Below are 25,363 nucleotides of genomic sequence, written 5' to 3'. Positions count from 1 at the left end.
TCGGCCGACGGGGTCAGCCGCCGTGCCACCAGCTCAGGAGCCGCTGCCACAGGCCCCGGGGCCGGGCCGGTTCGGGGGCCGGAGGGGCGGGTTCCGGTGCGGGCAGCGGGCCGGCGGCGGCCGGCCGGGGCGCGCCGGCCGGGTCCGGGTCGCTGCTCAGGGCGCCGACCTGCCAGCCGGAGCGCTGCGGCGGGATCGGCATGGCCCGCGGCGGCAGGTCCACGTCCTGCTGCGGCTTGGGGTCGAAGCGCACCGGCAGGGCCACCAGGTGCCGGGAGGCGATGGACGACCGCCAGCGCAGGTCCTCCTCCGCGCAGTCGAGCTGGATGTCGGACAGCCGCGTCAGCAGCGCGTCCACGCCGACGTCGGCGATGGCCCGGCCGATGTCCTGGCCGGGGCACTCGTGCGGGCCGCCGCCGAAGGCGAGGTGGGAGCGGTTGCCCTGCATGCTCGCCGACGGGTCGGGCCGCACCCTCGGGTCGACGTTGCCGGGGGCGGGCGCGAACAGCAGCCCGTCGCCCTTGCGGATGCGCCGGCCGCCCAGTTCGGTGTCCTGCTTGGCGTAGTAGCCGAAGACCGTGCTGAACGGCGGCTCGTCCCAGAGGGACTGTTCGATCGCCTCCGGCACGGTCATCTGGCCGCCGTTGAGCTGGGCCCGGAAGCCCGGCTCGGTGAGGACCATGCGCAGCGCGTTGGCGAGGAGGTTCGCCGTCGCCTCGTAGGCGGCGAACAGCACGAGCCGCAGGTGCTCGCGGACCTCGTCGTCGGTCAGCCCGGCCGGGTGGCCGACGAGATGACTGGTGAAGTCGTCCTCGGGCCGGGCGCGCCGCCGGGTGGTGAGCCGGCCGAGCGCGTCCATGACGTAGGTGTGGCTCTGGATGGCGGTCTCGGTGCCCTTCAGGGCGTCCCGCGCGGCCTGCACCATCCGGTCGTTGTACTCCTCGGGCATGCCGAGGATCTCGCACATCACGGCCATCGGCAGGTGCTCGGCGAACTGCGGGACCAGGTCGGCCCGCCCGCGCTCGCAGAAGCCGTTGACCAGGGCCTGGGTGTGGCGGCCGATGTGCCGGCGGACGCTGCGGTGGTCGATGGTGGCGATGGCCGCGGTGACCGCGTCGCGCAGCCGCTCGTGCTCGGCGCCCTCGGCGTGCGAGCAGATGGGCTGCCAGGCGATGTGCGGCATGAGCGGGTGGTCGGGCTTGATCCGGCCGTCCTTCAGCGGGGACCAGATCCGGCTGTCCCGGGTGTACTGGGAGGGGCTGCGCACCAGTTGCAGGTTCTCGGCGTGCCCGAGCACGACCCACATGGGCACGTCGCCGTGGAGCAGCACGGGGGCCACCGGGCCGTGCTGTTCGCGCAGGCGTTCGTAGAGACCGGCGAGGTCGTCGGCGTCGGGGCCGTAGAGCCGGCTCGGTGCCCCGGCGCCGAGGCCGTGCGCGGGGCAGCCCGGCGGTGGGTCGAGGGGGCCTGCGCCGGTCAGGGAGGGGGTTTCAGACGTCACGGTGGTGTCGCTCCGGAGCGGATGGGGGTGGGCCGGCGCCGGGGTCAGGTGAGGGCGCCGGACAGGGCGAGGGAGTGCAGGAAGCGGGTGAGGGTCAGCAGCACGTCCTTGCTGGAGGCCCGGCGGCGCACATCGCACTCGACGATCGGGACCTCCGGTCCCAGGTCCAGTGCGGAGCGCAGCTCCTCGACCGGGTAACGAGGGGCGTCCGGGAAGGAGTTGACGGCGACGACGAAGGGCACGCCGCGTTCCTCCAGGCGGCCCATGACGTCGAAGCTGACCTCCAGGCGCCGGGTGTCGACCAGGACGACCGCGCCGAGGGCGCCCTCGAACAGGCCGTTCCACAGGAACCAGAAGCGCTCCTGGCCGGGGGTGCCGAAGAGGTAGAGCACCAGTTCGCCGGTGATGCTGATGCGGCCGAAGTCCATGGCCACGGTGGTGGCCGTCTTGGAGTCGGAGCCGTAGTCGTCGTCCACGCCGATGCCGGCCTGGGTCATGGTCTCCTCGGTGGTCAGCGGCCTGATCTCACTGACGGAGCCGACCATGGTGGTCTTGCCGACGCCGAATCCGCCCACGATCACGATCTTCGCCGCGGCCTGGGCCGTGTGCGGCAGATGATCCTCGGTGCGCGGGCCGGGGATCGTGTCAGAGCCTTTGAAGTCCATGCATCACCGCTTCGAGGAGTGAACGGTCGAAAGCCGCCTGCCGGATGACCGGGGCGCGCGCCTGCACCAGTTCCGCCTGGATCAGCTCGGTGATCAGTACGGTCATCGCGCTGAACGGCAGCTGGAGGTAGGCCGAGAGTTCGGCCATGGACAGGGGGGCGGTGCACAGCCGGAGCACCGCCGCCACCTCGGGGGAGGCGGACAAGGGGGGCGCGGAGCGGGCCACGATCAGCGTCACCAGGTCGAGTTCGGCCCGTTGGCCGTCCGCCGATCCGGCGATGGTGTAGAGCCGTTCGGGATTGCCGGGTTTCTGCGCGCCGCCCGCCGGTTTCGCCACCGCCAGCGGCCGGGGCTGCTGGTGCTGCGGCCGGCGCCGTTTGCGCCGTGGAGGGGTCATACGGTCTGCCCGTTCCGCCGGGGCGGACTGGTGAGGTGGGCGCCGATCCGGACGACGAGGTCGCGCATCATGCCGCTCATCCGGCCCGGTTCGCAGGTGACGTCGGCGAGCACGGCGAGGAAGGCGTTGGGGCCGGCGTTCATCAGGTAGAAGTAGCCGCCCTCGATCTCGAAGACGACGAGCTTCATGTCGCCGGCGCCCGGCAGTTCCCGGATGATGGCGCCGGCCAGGCTCTGTACGCCCGCGCAGGCGGCGGCCACCCGGTCGGCGGCGTCGGGGTCGCCGCCGTAACGGGCGATGCGCAGTCCGTCGGCGGACAGCACCACGATCATCTCGATGCCCGGTACGCCGTCGTTGAGCTGCTTGAGCATCCAGTCCAGGTTCGCTCGCTGCTGGATCACTTGAGGTCCCCCTCGTCGTCGGTCCCGATGGCGCCCTGGGCGTACTCGGCCGGATCTTTGAGCAGATGCAGGTACTTGGTCGGGTTGCGGGTGAAGTCGGTCAGCTCGGGGCCGGTGGCGTCCGGGGGCATGCCCTCCCTGAGGCCCTTCCAGAAGGCCTCGATCCCGGAGCCGATCGGCCGGTCCATGAGCTTGCGGCGCTCGGGGTCGATCTCGGGCTCGAATTCCGGTTCGGACCGGGTCCGGGACCAGATGGTGGGCCTGCCCTCGCGCTCGGCGCGCTCGATGGCGGCCTGTTCCGCGATCCGCTGGCTGAGCGGGACCTTCACCCGGCTGCGACGCTGCGGCAGCCCGTTCGCGGTCCACTCGGTGACCTCCGGGACGTCGTCCTCCAGGGAGATTCCGGCGGGGATCTTGGGGCTGGTGGGGCGGCGGGTCTTGGGCGGGCGCTTCGGGCCTTCCACGGCGCCCAGTTCGGGCTTGGGGATGCCGGTGGCGCCGATGCCGTGGGCGACGCCGACACCGGGCTCGGTGGTCGTCATGACGCGCGGCACGATGAGGATCGCGCGGACACCGCCGTAGGCGGAGGAGCGCAGCGAGACCTCCATGTCGAACTGCTTGCAGAGCCGGCCGACGACGGCGAGGCCGAGGCGCGGGTTCTCGCCGAGGTTGTCCGCGTCGTCGAGGTTCCTGGCGTCCTCGATGGCCTTCTCGATGCGGTCGCGGGACTCCTCGCTGAGGCTGACGCCCGCGTCCTCGATCTCGATGGCGATGCCGGCCTGCACCTCGGAGGCGGTGACGTGCACCTTGGTGGTGGGCGGCGAGTAGCGGGTGGCGTTGTCGAGGAGTTCGGCGGCGGCGTGGATCACCGGCTCGACCGCGGTGCCCTTGATGTTGATGTTGACGATGGAGCTCAGTTCGATGCGGCGGTACTCCAGGATGCGGGACATCGCGCCGCGCAGCGTGCTGTACAGGGAGACCGGCAGCGGCCACTGGCGGCCCGGCCGGCCACCGCCGAGGACGGAGATCGTGTCGGCGAGGCGGCCGATCAGCGAGGTGCCGTGGTCGATGCGCAGCAGGTCGTCGAAGACCTCGGGGTTGCGCCCGTGGTCCTCCTCCATCTCCCGCAGTTCCTTCGCCTGCTGGTGGACGATCGCCTGGACGCGGCGGGCGATGCTCACGTAGGAGCGCTCGGTGGCGTCGCGCATCGAGATCTCGTGGTCGGCGCCGGTCAGCGCGACGCGCACCAGCTCTCGGTAGCCGTCGGGCAGGCCGTGCAGTTGGGGGTCCTCGTCGAAGACGTAGCGCACGGTGTCCCGGAGCGCCTCGCCGCGGCGCAGCCGGACGAAGCCGAGGGGCAGCACGTCCTTGGCGAAGCGCTCCATCAGGTGGTGGTGGAGCGCGATCTCCTGGTGCAGACGGGCAGAGTGGCGGGCGTGTTCGGCCTGGGCCTCGCGGAGCAGCCGGCCGCGCCGGGCGGCCTCCCCGGCCGTGCCGAGGACCAGCAGCACGGCCAGCGCCCCGCAGACGCCGACGGCCGTCCGGGCCGGGGGCGGGACCAGGGCGACGGCGGCTCCCGCCGCGGCGGCCATCACTATGGTCGGCGGCAACAGCACGCGCGCATAGGGACGTTCGCGGCGGCCGGGCGGCTTCTGAACACTCACCATGGATGCCTTCTGTGACGAATGGGCTGGGTGTCGGGCGGGGCTCGCGGGGGAAGGTATGGGGAACCGTCGGGACGCACTTCCCATAGGGGAACGGGCACACGAATCGCCTCAACTCGGTGCGCCGCGGGCGAGCTTAGTGCGGGCGGATCAACGCCGTGTCATCTTCGGCAAGCACCTGAAAACGGCCCGGCGGCAGGAGTACGCTCGACTCCCTTTACACATTCCGCTTCCGTTCGCACACAGACAGTATCGACGCACGGACGTGCGAATGTCACTCACCGTAACGAGTGAAAACGCACGCGAGGCCGCACCCGGACGGGTGCGGCCTCGGTTTCCCCCGGCGAGCGGTCTTCGCGCTCCCGGCTCTGCTCAGCCCACGGACGAGTAGGCCACCACGCCCCGCAACAGCTGGTCGACGGCCTTGCGCGCGGCCTTGGCCACGGTCGAGCCCTCCGCGGGCGCGGCCGCCGAGACCTGCCCGAGCACGTCGATGACCTGCTTGCACCAGCGCACGAAGTCACCGGCCGGCATGTCCGCCTCGCGCAGCACCTCGTCCAGCCCCTTGCCGGAGGCCCACATATAAGCGGCCCAGGCGAAGCCGAGGTCCGGCTCGCGCTGGCCGACGCCCTCGGTCTGCCGGATCCGGAAGTCCTCCTCCAGGGCGTCGAGCCGGCCCCAGATCCGCACCATCTCGCCGAGCGCCGCCTTGGCCTTGCCCGAAGGCAGCTTCGGCGCCATGGCGTCGTCCGCGGCCCGCGCCTCGTACACCAGCGCCGAGACGCACGCGGCGAGTTCGGCCGGGCCCAGCCCCTCCCAGACGCGCTCCCGCAGGCACTCGCTGGCCAGCAGGTCCAGTTCGCCGTACAGCCGCGCCAGCCGCTTGCCGTGCTCGGTGACCTCGTTGCCCCGCAGATAGTCCAGCTCGGTGAGCAGCGCCACGATCCGGTCGAAGGTGCGCGCGATGGTGTTCGTGCGCCCCTCGATGCGCCGCTCCAGCTGCGAGGTGTCGCGCAGCAGACGGTGGTAGCGCTCGGCCCAGCGGGCGTGGTCCTCACGGTCGTCGCAGCCGTGGCAGGGGTGCGCCCGGATCGCCGTGCGCAGCCGCGCGATCTCGCGGTCGTCGGCGGCCTGCGAGCGCTTCTTGCGGGCCCGCTCCGGCGGGATGTGCCCGGCCTTGGTGCGCAGCGCGGAGGCGAGGTCCCGGCGGGACTGCGGCGAGCGCGGGTTGAAGGACTTCGGGATCCGCATCCGGTCCAGCGGCTCCACCGGCACCGGGAAGTCCATCGTCGCCAACCGCTTGACCTGCCGTTCGGCGGTCAGCACCAGCGGGCGCGGACCGTCGTGGTGGTCGAAGCCGCGGTGCCCGTTGGAGCGGCCCGCGGGCAGGCCCGGGTCCAGCACCAGCGCGAGACCCGCGTACTTGCCCGTCGGCACGTGGATGACGTCGCCCGGCTTCAGCTTCTCCAGCGCGACGGCGGCCTCCGCCCGGCGCTCGGAGGCGCCCTGCCGGGCCAGCTCGGTCTCCCGGTCCTTCAGCTCCCGGCGCAGCCGCGCGTACTCGTCGAAGTCGCCGAGGTGGCAGGTCATGGACGCCTTGTAGCCGGCCAGGCCCTCCTCGTTGCGCTGCACCTGGCGGGAGATGCCGACGACCGACTTGTCCGCCTGGAACTGCGCGAAGGAGGTCTCCAGCAGCTCGCGCGAGCGGTGCCGGCCGAACTGCTCGACCAGGTTGACCGCCATGTTGTACGACGGCTTGAAGCTGGAGCGCAGCGGGTACGTGCGCGTGCCCGCGAGACCGGCCAGGTGCTCGGGGCTCATGCCGCGCTGCCACAGCACCACGGCGTGGCCCTCGACGTCGATGCCCCGGCGGCCGGCCCGGCCGGTGAGCTGGGTGTACTCGCCGGGCGTGATGTCGGCGTGCTGCTCGCCGTTCCACTTGACGAGCTTCTCCAGCACCACGGAGCGGGCCGGCATGTTGATGCCGAGCGCGAGGGTCTCGGTGGCGAACACCGCCTTGACCAGGCCGCGGACGAACAGCTCCTCCACGACCTCCTTGAAGGTCGGCAGCATGCCCGCGTGGTGGGCGGCGATGCCCCGCTCCAGGCCCTCCAGCCATTCGTAGTAGCCGAGGACGTGCAGGTCCTCGTGGGCGATGTGGGCGGTGCGCTCCTCGACCAGGGCGCGGACCCGCTCCCGCGCCTCCTCGTCGTTGAGCCTGAGGCCCGCGTACAGGCACTGCTGGACGGCGGCCTCGCAGGCGGCGCGGCTGAAGATGAAGGTGATGGCGGGCAGCAGGCCCTCGGAGTCCAGGCGCTCGATGACCTCGGGACGGCCCGGCGTCCACACCCGCGAGCGCTGTCTGCGCTCCCGCTCCCGGTCGGCCTCGCGCATCGCGCGGCCGCGCCTGCGGTCCTGGTACGACGGCCTGGTGGCCTCCATGCGGGCCAGGCGGACCAGGTCGGGGTTGACGGCCTTCTTGTGGCCCTCGCCCTCCTCGAACAGGTCGTACATCCGCCGGCCGGCGAGGACGTGCTGGAACAGCGGCACGGGCCGGTGCTCGGAGACGATCACCTCGGTGTCGCCGCGGACGGTGTCCAGCCAGTCGCCGAACTCCTCGGCGTTGGACACGGTCGCGGAGAGCGAGACCAGGGTCACCGACTCCGGGAGGTGGATGATCACTTCCTCCCAGACGGCGCCGCGGAAGCGGTCGGAGAGGTAGTGCACCTCGTCCATGACCACGTACCCGAGGCCGAGGAGGGTCTGCGAGCCGGCGTAGAGCATGTTCCGCAGCACCTCCGTGGTCATCACGACCACCGGGGCGTCGGAATTCACGCTGTTGTCGCCGGTGAGCAGGCCGACCTTCCCCGTGCCGTAGCGACGGCACAGGTCGGCGTACTTCTGGTTCGACAGCGCCTTGATGGGCGTCGTGTAGAAGCACTTCTTGCCCTGCCGCAGGGCGAGGTGGACGGCGAACTCGCCCACGATCGTCTTGCCCGAGCCGGTGGGGGCGGCCACCAGCACGCCCTTGCCCGCTTCGAGTGCCTGACAGGCCTCGATCTGGAAGGGGTCGAGGCCGAAGTCGTACATCTCGCGGAAGGAGGCGAGCGCGGTGGCCTGCTCGGCAGCCCGCCTGCGGGCTGCGGCATACCGCTCGGCCGGTGAGAGATCCTCTGTCATCGTACTTTCGAGCGTACCGGGCCCCACTGACAACAGGACGATCATTATCCGGATCCCGGACGGACGGCGGAGCGCGCCCCGGCCGTGCGAGGTCCGCGGCGGCACAGAAGGATGCCCCCGCCCCCGGCGGATCCCGGGGGGCGGGGGCATCGTGCCCGGCGGCTCGGTGCGGGCCGGGGCCCGCGGACCGGTCAGGTCACGTCGTCGTAGCCGTTGACCCGGTCGGTGCTCGTCTGCTCGGGCAGGGCGCGGGCGGCCGGGACCGGCTCGGCCTCGCCGATCTCCTCGGGCGTGAGGTCCAGCTCGGATGCCTCGTCGTCGTCGGGGCCCGCGGCCTCGCGAAGGCGCCGGCGCTTGTCGTTGAGGAGCGAGAACGCGACCGCCGCGAAGTACAGCACCCAGATCGGCCCGGCCAGGGCCAGCATGGACAGCGGGTCGGTGCTCGGGGTGGCCACGGCCGCGAAGACCGTGATGCCGAGGATCATGGCACGCCACCAGCTCAGCATCCGCTTGCCGGTCAGTACTCCGGTGAGATTGAGCATGACCAGCAGCAGCGGCAGCTCGAAGGAGAGGCCGAAGACGATCACCATGCGGGTGACCAGCTGGAGCAGGTCGTCGAGCGGCAGCAGGTTCTTGATGTCGCCGTTCGGTGTGAAGTCGATCAGCACCTTGGCCGTGGTCGGCAGCAGCTTGTACGCGAAGAAGGCGCCGCCGAAGAACAGCGGGGCGCCGGTGAAGACGAAGGCGTAGGCGTACTTCTTCTCGTGCCGGTGCAGACCCGGCGCGACGAACGCCCAGAGCTGGTAGAGCCAGATCGGCGAGGCGGCCACGACGCCGGCCATCAGCGAGACCTGGAGGGCCAGCGTGAACGGCGCGAGAAGACCGTTGATCGTGATCTCCGCGCACTGGGTCTTGCCGTTGGACTTGGCCAGCTCCGCGAAGGTCTCCCGGCAGCCGACCGAATCCAGGATCGGCTCCGTCAGGAAGTTGATGATGTCGTTGTAGTAGAAGGCCGCGACGATCGTCACGATGACGATGGCCAGCATCGCCTTCGCGAGCCGGTTGCGGAGCTCACGAAGGTGATCCGCGAGGGGCATCCGCCCCTCGGGATCTCTCTCCTTCTTGCGGGCAGGCTTGAGCAACCCACGTCCTCATCTCGTGCGGCAGGCCGGGGCTTTCCGGCCTTGTGTCAGCGCTGGGCGGAATCCGTCGGCTCGTTGACCGGCCGGGAGCTGTTCACGTCACCGGGGGCCGCCTGGATGGTGCGCTGGGCCGAGGACTGCTCGGTGGTACCGGACGCCGGGGTGGAGGTCTTGCCCTCTTCCTTCATCGCCTTCGCCTCGCTCTTGAGGATGCGGGCGGACTTGCCGAGCGAGCGCGCCATGTCCGGAAGCTTCTTCGCGCCGAACAGCAGAATGATGACGACGAGGATCAGAATGATCTCGGGAGCTCCGATTTTTCCACCGAACATGAATTTTTACCTTCTCACCGAGGCGGCTGGGTGGGGGTGCTGTCCGACCAGTCGGACATGCGTCCGATGGTCGTGCTGGCAGCGATCGTAACGCTCAGGGGTAAACGTGAGGCAATCCCCGTGCGTACTCCCGGTCCACGGTGCGGGCCTCGTTCTCCGCACCGCGACCAGCAGGGTACCTGTCCGGCAGGGCAGCATGACAGGGCGAAGCGACCCAAATCGCTTGTATCGCTGGTCTCACGGCCACCGTCGGGCGCGGCTCACAGCGTGTCCACGGCGCGGGCCGCGCTCACGGTCGCCCGCTCCAGGTCCTCGGCGGCCCGGTTGATGCGGCGCGCCGAGTCCGTCACCTGCTGTCCGAGGCGACGGGCCGCCACGAACACCCGGACGGCGAGCACCCCCAGCACGGCGAGACCCAGGAATCCCATGGCTACGGCGAACATCGGCCAGAACATGACGACGAGACTAGACGGTCCCCCGCCGCGGTCCGCCACCACGGTCCGCGCCCCGCGCCGCCAGGGCCCGCGGCCGGCCGGTCACCGGCCGCCCGTCACACCGTGGAGTGCAGGCGCAGGGTCCGCACCCCGCCGCCGGTGAGGAGTTCCACGATCCGCTCCCCCGCCGGCTTGCGGACCGCTGCGCCGCAGTCGGGGCAGGTGAAGGAGTAGAACGTCGTCCTGCTGCTGGCGCCGATGGCGAGCCGCAGCGCGCTCGCGGCGAGTTCGAAGCGGCCCCGGCAGTCGGGGCAGCCGGCCTTGAACACCACGGGGGCCACCCTCCTCATCCCCGCGAAGGCGGTCGCCACCGTCATCTCATCCGCACCGGATTCCGGAGACTCGCTCACAGGCCCTCGCTCCCTCTTCCTCTGGCTTCCTCTGGTCGTTCCTCTGATCGTTCCTCTGGTGCAGCCGAATCCTCTGGTCGCAGCCGATCACACCTGGTCGCTCGCCGTCAGGGCCACCCGGCCCCGGTCCCGCGGGCCGCCCGGCCCCGGGCGCCTACGGCACCGGCACCGCGCCGGCGGGGACGTCGTACGCCGCCAGGGCCTCGCGGGCCGCCCTGCGGGCGCTCTCGGCCAGCTCGGGCGGCGAGGCGATCCGGCCGTCGCGGCCGAGCCGCAGCGCCAGCCGGCGCAGCGAGGCCGGGTCGGGGGTGCGCAGGGTGATGCGCAGTCCGCCGTCGGGCAGTTCCTCGGCGCTGTCGTGGGGGTAGTACTCGGCGACCCAGCGACCGCCGGGGCCGACCTCGACCACGACCTCCGGGTCCTCGGCGGCCGGCTGCACCAGGCCCTCGGAGAGGTCGCGCAGTTCTATCTCGGGCGGGGCCGAGGGCGCGTCGAGGATCCTGATCTCGGCGACCCGGTCCAGCCGGAAGGTGCGCCGGGCCTCGGAGCGGCGGCACCACGCCTCCACATAGGTGTGGCCGACGCTGACCAGCCGGATGGGGTCGATCTCGCGCTCGGTGACCTCGTCGCGGGCCGGTGAGTAGTAGCGGATCCACAGCCGGCGGCGTTCGGAGATCGCCCGGTCGACGTCGGCGAAGACACCGCCCTCGGACTCGAACGTCACCGACAGCCGGGAGCTGGCGCCGGCCGCCTCCCCGGCCGCGGTCTCCACCTTGGCGGTGGCCCGCAGCAGGGCCTGGCGGTCGCTCTCCCGCAGGCCGGGCAGGGTGGCCACGGCACGGGCGGCGACCAGCAGGGCGGTGGCCTCGTCGGCGGCCAGCCGGAGCGGTTCGGCCGCCTCCTCGCCGAGCGCGGCCGGGTTGTGCCACCAGATGCGCTCGCCGTCGGTGTCGATGTCCAGCAGATCGCCGCCGCGGAAGCTGGTGCCGCACATGGGCAGCACGTCGAGGTCGGCGACCAGCTCGTCCTCGCTGATGCCGAAGGCGCGCGCGACGTCGGCGATCCGGGCGCCGGGGCGCTCGCGCAGATACGTCACGAGGGAGAGCATCCGCCGGGTCTGGTCGATCGCGGTGCCGGTCCTGGCCGGTTTGCCTGCCACTGTCCCGCTCCCCCTCAGTCCCTGGCCACGGCGCGCAGCCGGTCCACCACGTCGGCCCGCAGCTCGGCCGGCTCGAGGACCACCACGTCCGGCCCGAACTCCACCAGCCAGGCGTCCAGGCCGTGCCCGTACGGAATCTCCAACTCGTCCCAGCCATCACCCAGTTCCCGGACCTTCACGGCCTTCGCCCGAAGGGGGTAACCGGCGCCGGACCGCAGCCGGATCAGCGCGGAGCGGTCGGCGATCTCCCCGGCCCAGCTCGCGACGGTCTCGCGCACGGTGACGACGTCCGGCACCGGCGCGGTGAAGCCCGTACCGCGGGAGCGGACCTTGCCGGTGATCCGGGACAGCCGGAAGACGCGTTCGGCGCCCCGGTCGCGGTCGAAACCGGCCAGGTACCAGTGGCCGCGCCAGCACTCCAGCGCCCACGGCTCGACGTTCCGGGGCTCGGGGCGGGCGGCGTTGGCCTTGCGGTAGTCGAAGAGGACCGGGCGGCGGTCGCGGCAGGCCAGCATCAGCGGTTCGAAGGCGGCCTCGTGCACCGGGATGCGCGGCTCCAGGGCGCCGTGCGCCTCGTACGGGTCGACGTCCTCGGGGAGGCCGGCGGCGCGCAGCTTCTGCAGGGCCCCGCTGGCCGCGCCGGCCAGCCGGGCCTGCTGCCAGACCTTGGCGGCGAGGCCGAGGGCGGCGGCCTCCTCGGCGTCCAGGGTGATGGGGGGCAAGCGGTTGCTGTCACGGCGGGCGAGGTAGCCGACCTCGCCGTCGAGGTTCTCGACGGTCTCGATGACCAGTCCCAGCTCGCGCAGGTCGTCCTTGTCCCGCTCGAACATGCGGTTGAAGGAGTCGTCGGAACCCGCTTCCATGTAGGCCTCGATGGACTCGCGCAGCTCGCGCTTGCTGAGCGGCCGGCGCGCGCCGAGCAGGCACAGCGCGAGGTTCATCAGCCGCTCGGCCTTGGCAATGGCCATCGACGCCCTTCGCTTCCCTATGGTGCTTCCGACCGATGACCGTACCGCCCCGCGGGGCGCGCGCAAAAGCCGAGGGCCCATGCCCGGACGGGCATGGGCCCCAGGTGATCACGTCCGGTCGGATCCGGACGCCCTGGCGGGGATCAGACGCCGAGGAGGTCCACCACGAAGATGAGCGTCTCGCCGGGCTTGATCGCCGGGGTCGGGCTCTGGTCGCCGTAGGCGAGGTGGGCCGGGATGGTCAGCTGGCGGCGGCCGCCGACCTTCATGCCCTGCACGCCGCGGTCCCAGCCCGCGATGACCCGGCCGGCGCCCAGCGGGAAGCTGAACGGGGAGTTGCGGTTCCAGCTGGCGTCGAACTCCTCGCCGGTGCTGAAGGCCACGCCCACGTAGTGGACGGTGACCGTCTGGCCCGCCTGCGCGACCGGGCCGTCGCCCTCCCAGATGTCCTTGATCTCGAGGTCCGCCGGCGGCGCGCCCTCGGGGAAGTCGATCTCGGGCTTGTCGATGTTCACGTCAAAAGCTCCTGCTTGTGTTCGGCACGAATCCCGGACAGTCTTTCATCCCCGCCGGTCACCCGCCCGCCTCGGCCCCGCGCTACATCGCCGCGAGGATGTCCACCGTGAAGACGAGGGTGGAGCCCTTCTTGATGACCCCGCCCTGCGGCGGGTTGTCGCCGTAGCCCAGCTCCGGCGGGACGACGACCAGGACCCTGCTGCCCACCTTCTTGCCGGTCAGTCCCTGGGCCAGGCCCTTGACCACCTCCTGCATCTGCTTCAGCGAGAACTGGCTGAGCCGGTTCGAGCCGTACGTCCGCTCGAAGGTCTTGCCGCCGTCCCAGACCAGGCCCTGGAACTGGCACAGCACCGTCTGGTCCGCCTTCAGCCCGGGACCGTCGCCCTCCAGGACGTACCGCGACACGAGCTCCTTCGGCGGGTCCGTCCTCGGCACGGTGACCTTCGGCGGCTTGCCGTCGGTGTCGGTGCCCACCTTCGGCAGGGCGGCGTCGTCCTGCGGCACCGCGGTGCCCTTGGCGGAGCTGGCGGAGTTGAAGGACTCGATCACGTCGATGACGAAGACCAGGGTGTCGGTGCCCTTGATGCCCGCCTGCGGGTTGCCGTCCTTGCCGTAGCCCCAGGCGGGCGGGACGGCGATCTGCACGCGCGAGCCGGCCTTCTTGCCCTGGAGGGCGTACCGCCAGCCGTCGACGATGCTGCCCCGGGCGAGCTGGATGACCAGCGGGCGCTTGCGGTCGTAGGAGTTGTCGAAGACCTTGCCGGTGTCCCAGATCTGGCCGAGGTAGTCCGCGCGGATGAAGTCGTTCTCCGCGACCGTCCGGCCGCCGCCCGCGATCAGCGTCCGGACCGCGATGTTCTTCGACGGGTCGCCCTGGCCCTTGGCGACCGTGGGCTTCTCGCCGAACTTCTCGCCCGCCGTGACCGCCGGCAGCGGCCCCTGCACCATCTTCGGCGGGGGCGCGGAGGAGGCCGAGTCCGACGGCGAGGGAGCCGTCTCGCCGGAGTCGGACGAGTCGTCACCGCAGCCGGCGAGCGTCAGGAGTCCTGCGGGTACGGCGGCGAGGAGAAGCGAGCGTCGGCGCACGGAAGAGCCTCGTAATCGGTCGGTCTTGCGGAGGACGTGCGCGCAACTCTACGACCTGACAAGGGCGCCGTACGGACAACGTACGGCGCCCGTGTGGCGTTCCGGCATGTCGTGCCCGGGCGGACGGCCCGCCCGGTGCCGCTACATGCCCGCGATCAGCTTCTCCACCCGGTCGTCCACCGAACGGAACGGGTCCTTGCACAGGACGGTGCGCTGCGCCTGGTCGTTGAGCTTCAGGTGCACCCAGTCGACCGTGAAGTCCCGGCGCTGTTCCTGCGCCCGCCGGATGAAGTCGCCGCGCAGCCGGGCCCGAGTGGTCTGCGGGGGGACCGACTTGCCCTCGAAGATCTTCAAGTCGTTGCAGATCCGGGCGGCTTGGCCCTTCTTCTCCAGCAGGTAGTACAGGCCGCGACGGCGGTGGATGTCGTGGTAGGCGAGGTCTATCTGGGCGACCCGCGGATGCGACATCGTCATGTTGTGCTTGGCCCGGTACCGCTCGATGAGCTTGTACTTCATGACCCAGTCGATCTCGGTCTCGACGCGGTCCAGTTCCTCGGTCTCGATGGCCTCCAGCGTGCGGCCCCACAGCTCCAGGACCCGCGCGACCGTGCCGGTGCGGATGCCCCGGCGGTCGCAGAAGTCCAGCGCCTTGTCGAAGTACTCGCGCTGCACCTCCAGCGCGGAGGCCTCCCGGCCGCTGGCCAGGCGCACCTTGCGCCGGCCGGTGATGTCGTGGCTGACCTCGCGGATCGCCCGGATCGGGTTCTCCAGGGTGAGGTCGCGCATCACCGTGCCCGCCTCGATCATGCGCAGCACCAGGTCGGTGGCGCCGACCTTCAGCAGCATCGTCGTCTCCGACATGTTCGAGTCGCCGACGATGACGTGCAGCCGGCGGTAGCGCTCGGCGTCCGCGTGCGGTTCGTCGCGGGTGTTGATGATGGGACGGGAGCGGGTCGTCGCCGAGGAGACGCCCTCCCAGATGTGCTCGGCGCGCTGGCTGACGCAGTAGACGGCCCCGCGCGGGGTCTGCAGTACCTTGCCGGCGCCGCACAGCAGCTGCCGGGTGACCAGGAAGGGGATGAGGATGTCCGCGAGCCGGGAGAACTCCCCGTGCCGGGCCACGAGGTAGTTCTCGTGGCAGCCGTAGGAGTTGCCCGCCGAGTCGGTGTTGTTCTTGAAGAGGTAGACGTCGCCCGCGATTCCCTCCTCGTGCAGGCGTCGTTCCGCGTCCACCAGGAGTCCTTCGAGAATGCGCTCGCCGGCCTTGTCGTGGGTGACCAGTTCGATCACGTTGTCACATTCGGGGGTGGCGTATTCCGGATGCGAGCCCACGTCGAGATAGAGCCGGGCGCCGTTTCGCAGAAAGACATTGCTGCTGCGGCCCCATGACACGACACGGCGGAAGAGGTACCGCGCCACCTCGTCAGGAGACAGGCGGCGCTGTCCCCTGAACGTGCACGTGACGCCGTACTCGTTCTCCAGCCCGAAAATGCGGCGGTCCATGAAGGAACATTACGCCCGATCCCCCGAGCTGAAACGGGGTTCGGCGGCACGATTTGGATCATTTTCCGATGAAGCCGCAACGACCGCGCCTCGCGCGGGAGCCGCGAGGACCCCTCCGGTGGCGAGCAGGACCAGCAACGACACCGCCCCGGCCACGCCCGGCAGTCCGAAGCCCCACACGGTTCCGCCGGCCTGCACCACCGGCCCCGCCAGGCCCGTTCCCACCGACGCGCCCACGGTGAACGTCGTCACGAGCCAGGAGAACGCCTCGGTGACCGTGCCGCGCGGCGCGTGCCGGTCCACGATGATGAACGCACAGGCGATGCAGGGCGCCAGGAAGACGCCGGAGACCACGCTGAGCAGCACCATGGGGACCGTGCCCGGCGTCAGCGTGAGCGGCAGGTAACACACCGCCAGCAGGGCCACCAGGACCCGCAGCCGCCGCTCGGGCGGGCCGGCCCACCGGCGGGCGCCGTACACCGTGCCGCCGGCCAGCGCGCCGAGGCCGAGCCCCGCCATCAGCCAGCCGTAGACCGCGTCACCGCCGTGACCGTCCGCGTAGGACACCGCGGCGACCGTGATGGAGCCCAGCGCGATGCCGACGAACAGGAAGGCGGCGAGCAGGACGAGCAGGCCGGGCGAGCGCAGCGCGCCCAGCCAGTGCGCCTCGCGCGGAGCCGAGCGCCACGCGCGCGAGGGCGGCGAGACGACCACCGACAGGGCGCCGAGCACGCCCAGCAGGTTCAGCACCAGCAGGGCGGCCCGCTCGTCCCACACGGACACGCACACGGTCACCAGCAGCGGGCCGACCGTGAACATGACCTCCTGCGCGATGGCGTCCATGGCGTACGCGGTGTGCACCTGCTCCTCGCGGCGCAGCACGGACGGCCACAGGGCGCGCAGACCGCCTTCCAGCGGCGGGGTGAACAGGCCGGACAGCGCGACCGCCGCGTACGCCAGCGGCAGCGGACCGGTGCCGCACAGCGCGAAGACCCCCATCGCCAGGGCCGCCGCGACGGCGGCGGGCAGCTGCACGCGCGGCTGGCCGTACAGGTCCACGAGCCGGCCCAGCACCGGCTGGCCGACGGCGTTGGCGACGCCGTACACGGCCGCGAGGGCGCCGGCCAGGCTGTAGCTGCCGCCCTCGGCGCGGACGAAGAGCACGAGGGCGATGGCCGCCGTCGCGTTCGGCAGCCGGCCCACCAAGGTCCCGGCGAGCAGCCGCAGCGCATGCCTCGCCCGCAGGATCTCCAGGTATCCCGTGGCCATGCCCGCCTCCAAGTGTTACGTATAACGTCGCCCTTCATACGTACCATGAGCGCTGTTCGCACGTCCACACGAAGGAGCACGCCCACCGTGGCACGCAGCAGCACGCGCCCGACCAGCCGGGACGTCGCCCACGCGGCCGGGGTCTCCCAGGCGGCCGTCTCCCTCGTGCTGGGCGACAAATGGCGCGGCCGGGTCTCCGAGACCACCGCCGAACGCGTCCGCCAGGCCGCCCGCGAGCTGGGTTACCGCCCCAACCTCGCCGCCCGCAACCTCCGCCTCGGCCGCACCCGCACCGTGCTGCTCGTCGTGCCCGCCCTCACCACCGAGTTCTTCGCCGGCGTCTACACCGGCGCCGCCCGCGTGGCCGCCGAACACGGCTTCGGTGTCGTCCTCTACCCCTCTCCCGAGGGCATCGGCCCCGCCCGCGACCCCTTCGCCTCCGCCCAGGCGGCCCTGGACGGCGTCATCGCCTCCTCCATGGCCGCCGACGCCCTCACCGCCATCCGCGGCGACCAGCTCCCCCTCGTCATGCTCGACAGCGACCCGGCCGGCAGCCTCGGCGCCGCCACCGTCAACCTCGACATCGCCGACGGCGTCCGCCAGGTCGCCGCCCACCTCCTCGGCCTCGGCCACCGCCGCGTGCTCCACCTGGCCGCCGACGTGCCCTCGTGGACCTTCGAGATCCGCGCGGCGGAGCTGGCCGCCCGCATGGCCGCCGTCCCCGGCACCGAGGTCCGCACCGCACGCGCCCCGATCTCCATCGACGGCGCGCTCAGCGCGACCGAGGCCGCCCTCGCCGCACCCGGCCCCCGGCCCACCGCCATCGTCTGCGACGACGACAAACTCGCCGCCGGCGCCTACAAGGCCCTGCGCCGCCTCGGCCTGCGCATCCCCGACGACATCTCCGTCACCGGCCTCGACGACCTGGCCCTGGCCACTGCCATCGACCCCGAGCTGACCACGGTACGACTGGACGCCGAACTGTTCGGCGAACGCGGCATGCGGGCCCTGCTGGCCGTCCTGGAGGGCCGCCGGCCCGAGAGCGGGGACATCCCCGTCCACCTCGTCGTCCGGGGCTCCACCGCCCCGCCCGCCGCCCCCTGAGAACGCGGAACGCCCCGGCCCTGGTGGGCCGGGGCGTCCTCACGCACGCGCTGCGAGGGGGCTCACCGAGGGCTCACTCCTCCTCGGAGTTCTCCTCCGCCGAGCTCTCCGCCTCCGTGCTCGCGCCGTCCGCCGCGAGCAGCCGGTCCAGCTGCCGGCCGACGATCCGCTTGAACTTCCGCTTCTGCGGACGCGTACGGTCCAGCACCGCCACCTCCAGCCGCTCGGCGGGGATCTCCCGCTCGCTGCCGTTGGTGTCCCGCGACAGCGCCTGCACCGCCAGCTTCAGGGCCTCCGCCAGGCTCATGCCGTCGCGGTGCCGCTGGTCCAGGAAGCCGCTGATCTGCTCCGCGTTGCCGCCCACCGCGACCGAACCGTGCTCGTCCACGATCGAGCCGTCGTGCGGGAGCCGGTAGATCTGGTCGCCCTCCGGGGTCTCCCCGACCTCGGCCACCACCAGCTCCACCTCGTACGGCTTCTCGGCCGCCGAGGAGAAGATCGTGCCCAGCGTCTGCGCGTAGACGTTGGCCAGGCCGCGCGCGGTGACGTCGTCGCGGTCGTAGGTGTAACCGCGCAGGTCGGCGTAGCGCACGCCGCCGATCCGCAGGTTCTCGTACTCGTTGTACTTGCCGGCCGCCGCGAAGCCGATCCGGTCGTAGATCTCGCTGAACTTGTGCAGCGCGCGGGACGGGTTCTCGCCGACGAACACGATGCCGTCGGCGTACTGCAGCACGACCAGGCTGCGGCCGCGGGCGATGCCCTTGCGGGCGTACTCCGCCCGGTCGGCCATGGCCTGCTGGGGTGAGACATAGAACGGCGTCGACACCGGTTATCCGTCCCTTTCTGTCATGGTCACTGGATCACCTTGATAAGACCGGGCCCGCGCTCAGAGCAGGGCGGCCTTCGGGCCGTCCGGCTCCTCCAGGCGCTTTTGCAGCACCGCGCGGGCGAGCTGCGACGACTCCTCCTCGGTGAGCCGCCGGAAGCCGTCCTCGGTGATCACGGTGATGATCGGGTAGATCCGGCGGGCGACATCGGGACCACCGGTCGCCGAGTCGTCGTCGGCCGCGTCGTACAGGGCCTGCACCACCAGTGTGGTGGCCTGCTCCTCGGTCAGGTCGGCCCGGAACAGCTTCTTCATCGCGCCCCGGGCGAAGACCGAGCCCGAACCCGTGGCCGCGAAGTTGTGCTCCTCGGAACGGCCGCCCGTGACGTCGTAGGAGAAGATGCGTCCCTTCGCGCGGTCCACGTCGTACCCCGCGAACAGGGGGACCACGGCCAGGCCCTGCATGGCCATGCCGAGGTTGGAACGGATCATGGTCGACAGCCGGTTCGCCTTGCCCTCCAGCGACAGCTGGGCGCCCTCGACCTTCTCGAAGTGCTCCAGCTCCAGCTGGAAGAGCTTGACCATCTCCACGGCCAGGCCGGCGGTGCCGGCGATGCCGACCGCCGAGTACTCGTCGGCCGGGAACACCTTCTCGATGTCCCGCTGGGCGATCACGTTGCCCATCGTGGCCCGGCGGTCACCGGCGAGCACGACCCCGCCGGGGAACGTCACGGCCACGATGGTCGTGCCGTGCGGTGCCTCGATGACGCCCTGGGTGGGCGGCAGCTGCCGGTTGCCGGGCAGCAGCTCGGGCTGGTGCCCGGCGAGGAAGTCCATGAACGAAGAGGATCCTGGCGTCAGGAAGGCAGCTGGTAGACGCCCGGTGCTACGAGTGTTGGCTTCCACAGGTTTCCTTCCAGGTATGCAACAGCGCGACGACCAACGTCGGGATCATCCCGCAACTTACCGATGGCCGAATTGCAGTTGAAGCACAGTACGCCACGGACCCTACCCGTCTTGTGGCAGTGATCCACATGCACGGGCAGGGCGTCCAGACAGATCGCACACAAGCCTCGCTGGGCGGCGACCATCGCGTCACGCGCACTCACGGCAATACGCCTGGAGCCCGTCGCCCATCGCCTTGTTTCGCGCGAACGCCGCTCACGGCTTGTGCTGCCTGCACCGCGAGCAGCGCTTCACGCGTTCTTCGATTGCCAACCGTCTCCCCGCCTGGCCCCTTCGTTTCGCAGGCGAAACCTACTGTCCACCCTTCTGAACGAAGCTTCGAACGAAGTCCTCTGCGTTTTCCTCAAGCACGTCGTCGATCTCGTCCAGGACCGAGTCCACGTCGTCCGACAGCTTCTCGTGCCGTTCCTTAAGGTCCTCGGTGGCCTGCGCGTCCTGCGCCTGCTCCTCGACCTCCTCGGTGGACCGGGTGGCCTTCTGCTGGCCGCCGCCGGTGTCCTTGGTCGCCATAACCTCACCCCGCTCAGTTCGCCTGCCGATCGGTGATGATCAGACCCTATAGCCCGGGTCCGCCATCGGCCCCGCAGTTTCCACAACGTGCGGGGCCCATCTCGATGATTCCCGGGCGGTGGGGTTTCCACCCCGCCCGCCCGGGGCGGTACGAGTCCGCGCTGACCGTGCTCAGCTGCCGGACAGGACCCTGACCAGGTCTTCCGCCGACCGGCAGCGGTCCAGGAGTTCCTTGACGTGATTTCGCGTTCCGCGTAGCGGTTCCAGGGTTGGGACCCGCTGGAGGGAGTCGCGGCCCGGGAGGTCGAAGATGACCGAGTCCCAGGAGGCGGCCGCGACGTCGTCGGCGTACTGCTCCAGGCAGCGGCCCCGGAAGTACGCCCGCGTGTCCTCCGGCGGCTTCGTACGGGCCCTGTCGACCTCGGACTCGTCCAGGAGGCGCTTGATGCGTCCGCGGGCCACCAGACGGTTGTAGAGGCCCTTCTCGGGGCGTACGTCGGCGTACTGGAGGTCGACCAGGTGCAGCCGGGCGGCGTCCCAGTCGAGGTCGTCGCGGCGGCGGTAGCCCTCCATCAGCTCGCGCTTGGCGACCCAGTCCAGTTCGCCGGCCAGGCTCATGGGGTCGTTCTCCAGCCGGGTGAGGGTGTCCTCCCAGCGGCCGAGGACGTCCTTGGTCTGGTCGTCGGCGTCGGCGCCGTAGCGCTCCTCGACGTACTTGCGGGCCAGTTCGAAGTACTCCATCTGCAGCTGGACGGCGGTCAGCGTGCGTCCGCTGCGGAGGGTGACCAGCCGCTTGAGGGAGGGATCGTGGGAGACCTGGTGCAGGGTGCGGACGGGCTGGTCCACGGCGAGGTCCACGGCGATGAAGCCGTCCTCGATCATGGACAGGACCAGGGCCGTCGTGCCCAGCTTCAGGTAGGTCGAGATCTCGGAGAGGTTCGCGTCGCCGATGATCACATGCAGGCGGCGGTACTTCTCCGCGTCCGCGTGCGGCTCGTCGCGGGTGTTGATGATGGGGCGCTTGAGCGTGGTCTCCAGGCCGACCTCGACCTCGAAGTAGTCCGCGCGCTGACTGATCTGGAAGCCGTGCTCGTGCCCGTCCTGGCCGATGCCGACGCGGCCGGCGCCGGTGAAGACCTGGCGGGAGACGAAGAAGGGCGTCAGGTGGCGCACGATGTCCGAGAAGGGGGTCTCCCGCTTCATCAGGTAGTTCTCGTGCGTGCCGTAGGAGGCGCCCTTGTTGTCCGTGTTGTTCTTGTAGAGGTGGATCGGCTGGGCGCCGGGGAGCTGTGCGGCGCGCTCGGCGGCCTCGGCCATGATCCGCTCGCCGGCCTTGTCCCACAGGACGGCGTCGCGGGGGTTGGTGACCTCGGGGGCACTGTATTCGGGGTGGGCGTGGTCGACGTACAGGCGCGCGCCGTTGGTGAGGATCACATTGGCCAGGCCGATGTCCTCGTCCGTGAGCTGGCTGGAGTCGGCGGCCTCCCGGGCGAGGTCGAAGCCTCGCGCGTCCCGCAGCGGGTTCTCCTCCTCGAAGTCCCAGCGGGCCCGGCGGGCCCGGTGCATCGCCGCCGCGTAGGCGTTGACGATCTGGGACGAGGTGAGCATGGCATTGGCGTTGGGGTGGCCGGGGACGGAGATCCCGTACTCCGTCTCGATGCCCATTACTCGCCGTACGGTCATGCGGCCCTCCTTGCCCGGCGGCACCCTCGGTCGTGGGCGCCGCTCAAGTGCGCTGGCGCTCCGGTGCGTGTGCGGTGCCCGTCCCCGCACGGCGCGACTCGGCGGTAGGAACGAGCCTAGAACGCCTTTGCGCTGGTGGGGAGATCATTTGCGTCATTGGCTGCTCCGGTCGTGGCCGGAAAAACAAGCGGCTGCGGGTACCCGTCGAGGGCACCCGCAGCCGCCCTGCCGTTACAGGTACTGACCGGTGTTCGCCACCGTGTCGATGGAGCGTCCGGTGTCCGCGCCCTGCTTTCCGGTGATGAGGGTACGGATGTAGACGATCCGTTCGCCCTTCTTTCCGGAGATCCGGGCCCAGTCGTCCGGGTTGGTGGTGTTGGGCAGGTCCTCGTTCTCCTTGAACTCGTCCACGCACGCCTGGAGGAGGTGGGAGACGCGGAGGCCCTTCTGGCTCTTCTCCAGGAAGTCCTTGATCGCCATCTTCTTGGCGCGGCCCACGATGTTCTCGATCATGGCGCCGGAGTTGAAGTCCTTGAAGTAGAGGACTTCCTTGTCACCGTTGGCGTAGGTGACCTCCAGGAAGCGGTTCTCCTCGGATTCCGCGTACATGTGCTCGACCGCGGTCTGGATCATGCCCTGGACCGTGGCGCCCTTGTCCCCGCCGTGCTCGGTGAGGTCGTCGGCGTGCAGCGGGAGGCGTTCGGTGAGGTACTTGCCGAAGATGTCCTTCGCGGCCTCGGCGTCGGGACGCTCGATCTTGATCTTCACGTCGAGCCGGCCGGGGCGCAGGATGGCGGGGTCGATCATGTCCTCGCGGTTCGAGGCGCCGATGACGACCACGTTCTGCAGGCCCTCGACGCCGTCGATCTCGGCGAGCAGCTGGGGGACGATGGTGTTCTCCACGTCCGAGCTGACACCGGAGCCCCGGGTGCGGAAGAGGGATTCCATCTCGTCGAAGAAGACGATGACGGGGGTGCCCTCGCTGGCTTTCTCCCGGGCCCGCTGGAAGACCAGGCGGATCTGCCGCTCGGTCTCGCCGACGTACTTGTTGAGCAGCTCGGGGCCCTTGATGTTCAGGAAGAAGCTCTTGCCGGCCGCCTGGCCGGTGACCTCGGCGACCTTCTTGGCGAGCGAGTTCGCGACGGCCTTGGCGATGAGTGTCTTGCCGCAGCCGGGCGGGCCGTAGAGCAGGACGCCCTTGGGCGGGCGCAGCTCGTGCTCCTTGAACAGGTCGGGGTAGAGGTACGGCAGCTCGACCGCGTCGCGGATGGCCTCGATCTGGTTGCCGAGGCCGCCGATCTGCTCGTAGCCGATGTCGGGGACCTCTTCGAGGACCAGTTCCTCGACCTCGCTCTTGGGCACGACCTCGTAGACGTAGCCGGAGCGGGGTTCGAGCAGGAGGGCGTCACCGGCGCGGATGGTGGTGCCGAGCAGTGGTTCGGCGAGCCGGACCACCCGCTCCTCGTCGGTGTGCCCCAGTACGAGGGCGCGCTCGCCGTCCTCCAGGATCTCCTTGAGGGTGACGATGTCGCCGACGCGCTCGAATTCCATGGCCTCGACCACGTTGAGCGCTTCGTTGAGCATGACCTCCTGGCCGCGCCTCAGTACGTCGAGTTCGACGCTGGGGCTGACGTTCACCCGGAGTTTGCGGCCGCCGGTGAAGATGTCGGCGGTGCCGTCCTCGTTGGCTTGCAGGAAGACACCGAAGCCGGCCGGCGGCTGGGCGAGCCGGTCGACCTCCTCCTTGAGGGCCACGATCTGGTCGCGGGCCTCGCGCAGGGTGTTGGCCAGCCGCTCGTTCTGGGCGGACACGCCGGCCAGGTTGGTCTGCAGCTCGACGATCCGCTCTTCGAGAATCCTCGTGTGACGCGGAGAGTCGGCGAGCTTGCGGCGCAGGACGGCGATCTCCTGCTCAAGGTAGGCGATCTGCCCGGCCGGGTCGTCGGACCCGCGTCCCGGGCGGATGCCGCGGTTCATGTCGTCGTCGTGGGCTGCCACGGTCCTCACCTCCTCCAAGGGGAGCTGGACGCTTCCAGACCCTACCTGGGTGGGTGTCGATTGAAACCCCTAGATCACAAAGACTGTCAAGGTGTGTCGTCGGTCACCCGCTGCACACTCCCTCGCACGGAGGGGATACCCACTCAACGTGAGGGGAAAGCAGCTTGTTCCATCCATGCTGTGGTCGAAACCCTTCGCGACTGGCCGGAGTTGTCCGTACGGGGACCATTCGACCGGGACGCGGGCAGCACTCGGAGCGCTCGTACGATCATCACGCAGAGCGACGTTTCAGACGGACGGTGTCACTGCCGCGGCGGCTGGGGACGATCGGTCCGGCCGCCGGTGCCTGCCTCTCCCGGTCCGGCGCTGGTACCCGGGCGGAACGGGCCGGAAACCCCGAACGGTGCCCGATGGCCGGGAACCGGGCGGAGGTAGGGTCGGGGGTGTTCAACGACCGCTGGTGCGGACCCGGCCGGCCCTCGGGGCGCCGGGACGTCCGGCGAACCGAAGGCAGGAGAGATGACCGTGCAGCAGGAGGCCCCGGGCGGCGAGGCGCTGGAGGTCTGGATCGACCAGGACCTGTGTACCGGCGACGGGATCTGCGCCCAGTACGCCCCGGAGGTGTTCGAGCTGGACATCGACGGGCTCGCGTACGTGAAGGGAGCGGACGACGAACTGCTCCAGGCCCCGGGGGCGACCGTGCCGGTGCCGCTGCCGTTGCTGACGGACGTGGTGGACTCGGCGAAGGAGTGCCCCGGCGAGTGCATCCACGTCCGCCGGGTTTCGGACCGGGTCGAGGTGTACGGCCCCGAGGCGGAGTGAGTCCGGCTCAGACGCTGTGCGCCCCGGCCGGGGTGGAGCGGAGGAAGGCGTTCCCGTTCCACCGCCAGGTGGCCGGGGTGCGCGTGTCGGGGCAGCAACTGGGCACGGCGTCCGAGGAGTAGCCGAGCAGGGTGGCCGAAACGCCGCGCTCGCGGATGGCGAAATCCGTGACGGTGAGGCGCTCCTTGGGCTGGACCAGGGTGGCGACCACGCGTGCGGTGCGTCCGTCGGTGCCCCGGGCGAGGACGTAGACCCCGTCGGGCGGGGTGCCCATGGGGGCGTCGCAGTGGACCACGGCGACGGTTTCCGGCCTTCCGTCGCCGTCCAGGTCGCCGGTGGCCTTCTTGACGACCACGGCCTTCACCGGGCCGCAGTCCAGGGGGAAGTCGACATCGGTGGTGCCCGGCGCCGCGGCGGCGGGCCCGGTGCGGGCGGCGGGGGCGGGCTGGGCGGCCGTGGCCGGGCCGGGCCGGACGACCGAGGAGAGCGCCACGACGCCCGCGAGGGCCGTGGCGGTGGCGACCCAGTGGATGGGCCGGGTCCGGGTGTGCGCGAGTTCCGGAACGGCGGATGGCTGCACGAGGAGTGTCTCCTGCGAGGGCGGTGCCGGTGGGATGGCCTGCATGGTGCCACACGTCACAGGACGGGGGAACGGCGGGGTCCGCGCCGGTGCCCGCCGGCGGGACGGCCCGCGCGCGGGGGCACCTGTGCCGGTGCCGGGTCAACGGACGGGGGGGGGGGGGGGGGGGGGGGGGGGGGGGGGGGGGGGGGGGGGGGGGGGGGGGGCGTGGGGGGGGGGGGGGGGGGGGGGGGGGGTTCTAAGGATACGC

The 25,363-nt window shown here is 71.0% G+C and carries 25 protein-coding genes; 2 read left to right on the top strand and 23 right to left on the bottom strand.

Going from position 1 to position 25,363, the window contains the following annotated elements; all coding sequences use genetic code 11:
• Window positions 1-13 precede the first annotated feature (13 nt).
• The 16 genes from ACZ63H_RS13610 to ACZ63H_RS13535 all read right to left on the bottom strand — a co-directional run bounded on the left by ACZ63H_RS13610 (window position 14) and on the right by ACZ63H_RS13535 (window position 16,624).
• Entirely contained in the window at window positions 14-1,501 is a 1,488-nt protein-coding gene (locus ACZ63H_RS13610) for a cytochrome P450 (protein ID WP_469864500.1), read from the bottom strand.
• 44 nt (window positions 1,502-1,545) lie between these two features.
• Window positions 1,546-2,166, bottom strand: coding sequence for a GTP-binding protein (locus ACZ63H_RS13605; RefSeq protein ID WP_469864498.1), 621 nt, complete (start codon window positions 2,164-2,166; stop codon window positions 1,546-1,548).
• Window positions 2,147-2,563 (bottom strand): DUF742 domain-containing protein, encoded by a 417-nt coding sequence (locus tag ACZ63H_RS13600; RefSeq protein ID WP_469864496.1) that lies wholly within the window; start codon window positions 2,561-2,563, stop codon window positions 2,147-2,149. Before ACZ63H_RS13600 ends, ACZ63H_RS13605 begins: the two co-directional genes overlap by 20 nt.
• Window positions 2,560-2,964, bottom strand: coding sequence for a roadblock/LC7 domain-containing protein (locus ACZ63H_RS13595; protein WP_469864494.1), 405 nt, complete (start codon window positions 2,962-2,964; stop codon window positions 2,560-2,562). The genes ACZ63H_RS13600 and ACZ63H_RS13595 overlap by 4 nt, the downstream gene beginning before the upstream one ends.
• The gene (locus ACZ63H_RS13590) at window positions 2,961-4,631 is read right to left on the bottom strand and encodes an ATP-binding protein (protein WP_469864492.1); all 1,671 of its coding nucleotides are present in this window, start codon (window positions 4,629-4,631) and stop codon (window positions 2,961-2,963) included. The genes ACZ63H_RS13595 and ACZ63H_RS13590 overlap by 4 nt, the downstream gene beginning before the upstream one ends.
• A 369-nt stretch (window positions 4,632-5,000) precedes the next feature.
• Window positions 5,001-7,853, bottom strand: coding sequence for a DEAD/DEAH box helicase (locus ACZ63H_RS13585; RefSeq protein ID WP_469864490.1), 2,853 nt, complete (start codon window positions 7,851-7,853; stop codon window positions 5,001-5,003).
• Between the two features lie 146 nt (window positions 7,854-7,999).
• Window positions 8,000-8,950: a twin-arginine translocase subunit TatC gene (gene tatC, locus ACZ63H_RS13580; RefSeq protein WP_469864488.1), complete on the bottom strand. Its 951-nt coding sequence runs from the start codon at window positions 8,948-8,950 to the stop codon at window positions 8,000-8,002.
• Between the two features lie 47 nt (window positions 8,951-8,997).
• Complete coding sequence (tatA, locus tag ACZ63H_RS13575; protein ID WP_467935749.1) at window positions 8,998-9,279, bottom strand: Sec-independent protein translocase subunit TatA; 282 nt, start codon at window positions 9,277-9,279, stop codon at window positions 8,998-9,000.
• Window positions 9,280-9,539: 260 nt separating this feature from the next.
• Window positions 9,540-9,734 carry a hypothetical protein gene (locus ACZ63H_RS13570; RefSeq protein ID WP_030781300.1) on the bottom strand — a complete coding sequence of 65 codons (195 nt, stop codon included), beginning with the start codon at window positions 9,732-9,734 and terminating at the stop codon, window positions 9,540-9,542.
• A 95-nt stretch (window positions 9,735-9,829) separates the two neighbouring features.
• Complete coding sequence (locus ACZ63H_RS13565) at window positions 9,830-10,090, bottom strand: hypothetical protein (protein WP_037654916.1); 261 nt, start codon at window positions 10,088-10,090, stop codon at window positions 9,830-9,832.
• Between the two features lie 187 nt (window positions 10,091-10,277).
• Complete coding sequence (locus ACZ63H_RS13560; RefSeq protein ID WP_467935748.1) at window positions 10,278-11,282, bottom strand: helix-turn-helix transcriptional regulator; 1,005 nt, start codon at window positions 11,280-11,282, stop codon at window positions 10,278-10,280.
• Between the two features lie 14 nt (window positions 11,283-11,296).
• A complete protein-coding gene (locus ACZ63H_RS13555) occupies window positions 11,297-12,250 on the bottom strand; it encodes a helix-turn-helix transcriptional regulator (RefSeq protein ID WP_469864485.1) in 954 nt (317 codons plus the stop codon).
• A 143-nt stretch (window positions 12,251-12,393) separates the two neighbouring features.
• The gene (locus tag ACZ63H_RS13550) at window positions 12,394-12,765 is read right to left on the bottom strand and encodes an FKBP-type peptidyl-prolyl cis-trans isomerase (RefSeq protein WP_469864483.1); all 372 of its coding nucleotides are present in this window, start codon (window positions 12,763-12,765) and stop codon (window positions 12,394-12,396) included.
• Window positions 12,766-12,847: 82 nt separating this feature from the next.
• Window positions 12,848-13,852: an FKBP-type peptidyl-prolyl cis-trans isomerase gene (locus ACZ63H_RS13545; protein ID WP_469864481.1), complete on the bottom strand. Its 1,005-nt coding sequence runs from the start codon at window positions 13,850-13,852 to the stop codon at window positions 12,848-12,850.
• A 141-nt stretch (window positions 13,853-13,993) separates the two neighbouring features.
• Window positions 13,994-15,355: a Pup--protein ligase gene (pafA, locus tag ACZ63H_RS13540; protein ID WP_467935744.1), complete on the bottom strand. Its 1,362-nt coding sequence runs from the start codon at window positions 15,353-15,355 to the stop codon at window positions 13,994-13,996.
• 9 nt (window positions 15,356-15,364) lie between these two features.
• Window positions 15,365-16,624, bottom strand: coding sequence for an MFS transporter (locus tag ACZ63H_RS13535; protein WP_469864479.1), 1,260 nt, complete (start codon window positions 16,622-16,624; stop codon window positions 15,365-15,367).
• Window positions 16,625-16,711: 87 nt separating this feature from the next.
• On the opposite strand from ACZ63H_RS13535, the gene ACZ63H_RS13530 reads away from it, so the two are divergent.
• A complete protein-coding gene (locus tag ACZ63H_RS13530) occupies window positions 16,712-17,728 on the top strand; it encodes a LacI family DNA-binding transcriptional regulator (RefSeq protein WP_469864477.1) in 1,017 nt (338 codons plus the stop codon).
• A gap of 73 nt (window positions 17,729-17,801) precedes the next feature.
• Here ACZ63H_RS13530 and prcA read toward each other — a convergent pair whose 3' ends face one another.
• From prcA to arc, 6 genes are all read right to left on the bottom strand, one after another.
• Entirely contained in the window at window positions 17,802-18,554 is a 753-nt protein-coding gene (gene prcA, locus ACZ63H_RS13525; RefSeq protein ID WP_469864475.1) for a proteasome subunit alpha, read from the bottom strand.
• Window positions 18,555-18,614: 60 nt separating this feature from the next.
• The gene (gene prcB / locus ACZ63H_RS13520; RefSeq protein WP_469864473.1) at window positions 18,615-19,460 is read right to left on the bottom strand and encodes a proteasome subunit beta; all 846 of its coding nucleotides are present in this window, start codon (window positions 19,458-19,460) and stop codon (window positions 18,615-18,617) included.
• Window positions 19,412-19,645 carry an endonuclease VII domain-containing protein gene (locus ACZ63H_RS13515; RefSeq protein WP_469864663.1) on the bottom strand — a complete coding sequence of 78 codons (234 nt, stop codon included), beginning with the start codon at window positions 19,643-19,645 and terminating at the stop codon, window positions 19,412-19,414. The genes prcB and ACZ63H_RS13515 overlap by 49 nt, the downstream gene beginning before the upstream one ends.
• Window positions 19,646-19,811: 166 nt before the next feature.
• Entirely contained in the window at window positions 19,812-20,030 is a 219-nt protein-coding gene (locus ACZ63H_RS13510) for a ubiquitin-like protein Pup (RefSeq protein WP_356149350.1), read from the bottom strand.
• A 171-nt stretch (window positions 20,031-20,201) separates the two neighbouring features.
• On the bottom strand, window positions 20,202-21,713 hold the full coding sequence (dop, locus tag ACZ63H_RS13505) for a depupylase/deamidase Dop (RefSeq protein ID WP_469864471.1): 1,512 nt from the start codon (window positions 21,711-21,713) through the stop codon (window positions 20,202-20,204).
• 231 nt (window positions 21,714-21,944) lie between these two features.
• On the bottom strand, window positions 21,945-23,711 hold the full coding sequence (gene arc, locus ACZ63H_RS13500) for a proteasome ATPase (protein WP_397955137.1): 1,767 nt from the start codon (window positions 23,709-23,711) through the stop codon (window positions 21,945-21,947).
• Between the two features lie 519 nt (window positions 23,712-24,230).
• On the opposite strand from arc, the gene ACZ63H_RS13495 reads away from it, so the two are divergent.
• The gene (locus ACZ63H_RS13495; protein WP_467935731.1) at window positions 24,231-24,533 is read left to right on the top strand and encodes a ferredoxin; all 303 of its coding nucleotides are present in this window, start codon (window positions 24,231-24,233) and stop codon (window positions 24,531-24,533) included.
• Window positions 24,534-24,540: 7 nt separating this feature from the next.
• On the opposite strand, the gene ACZ63H_RS13490 is transcribed toward ACZ63H_RS13495, so the two are convergent.
• Window positions 24,541-25,113 carry a hypothetical protein gene (locus ACZ63H_RS13490; RefSeq protein WP_469864468.1) on the bottom strand — a complete coding sequence of 191 codons (573 nt, stop codon included), beginning with the start codon at window positions 25,111-25,113 and terminating at the stop codon, window positions 24,541-24,543.
• Between the last annotated feature and the right edge of the window lie 250 nt (window positions 25,114-25,363).

It is taken from the genome of Streptomyces sp. NPDC104831 (assembly GCF_055583025.1).
Note: the sequence above shows the minus strand (reverse complement) of the source record. Positions and strands in the feature narration are given on the sequence as shown.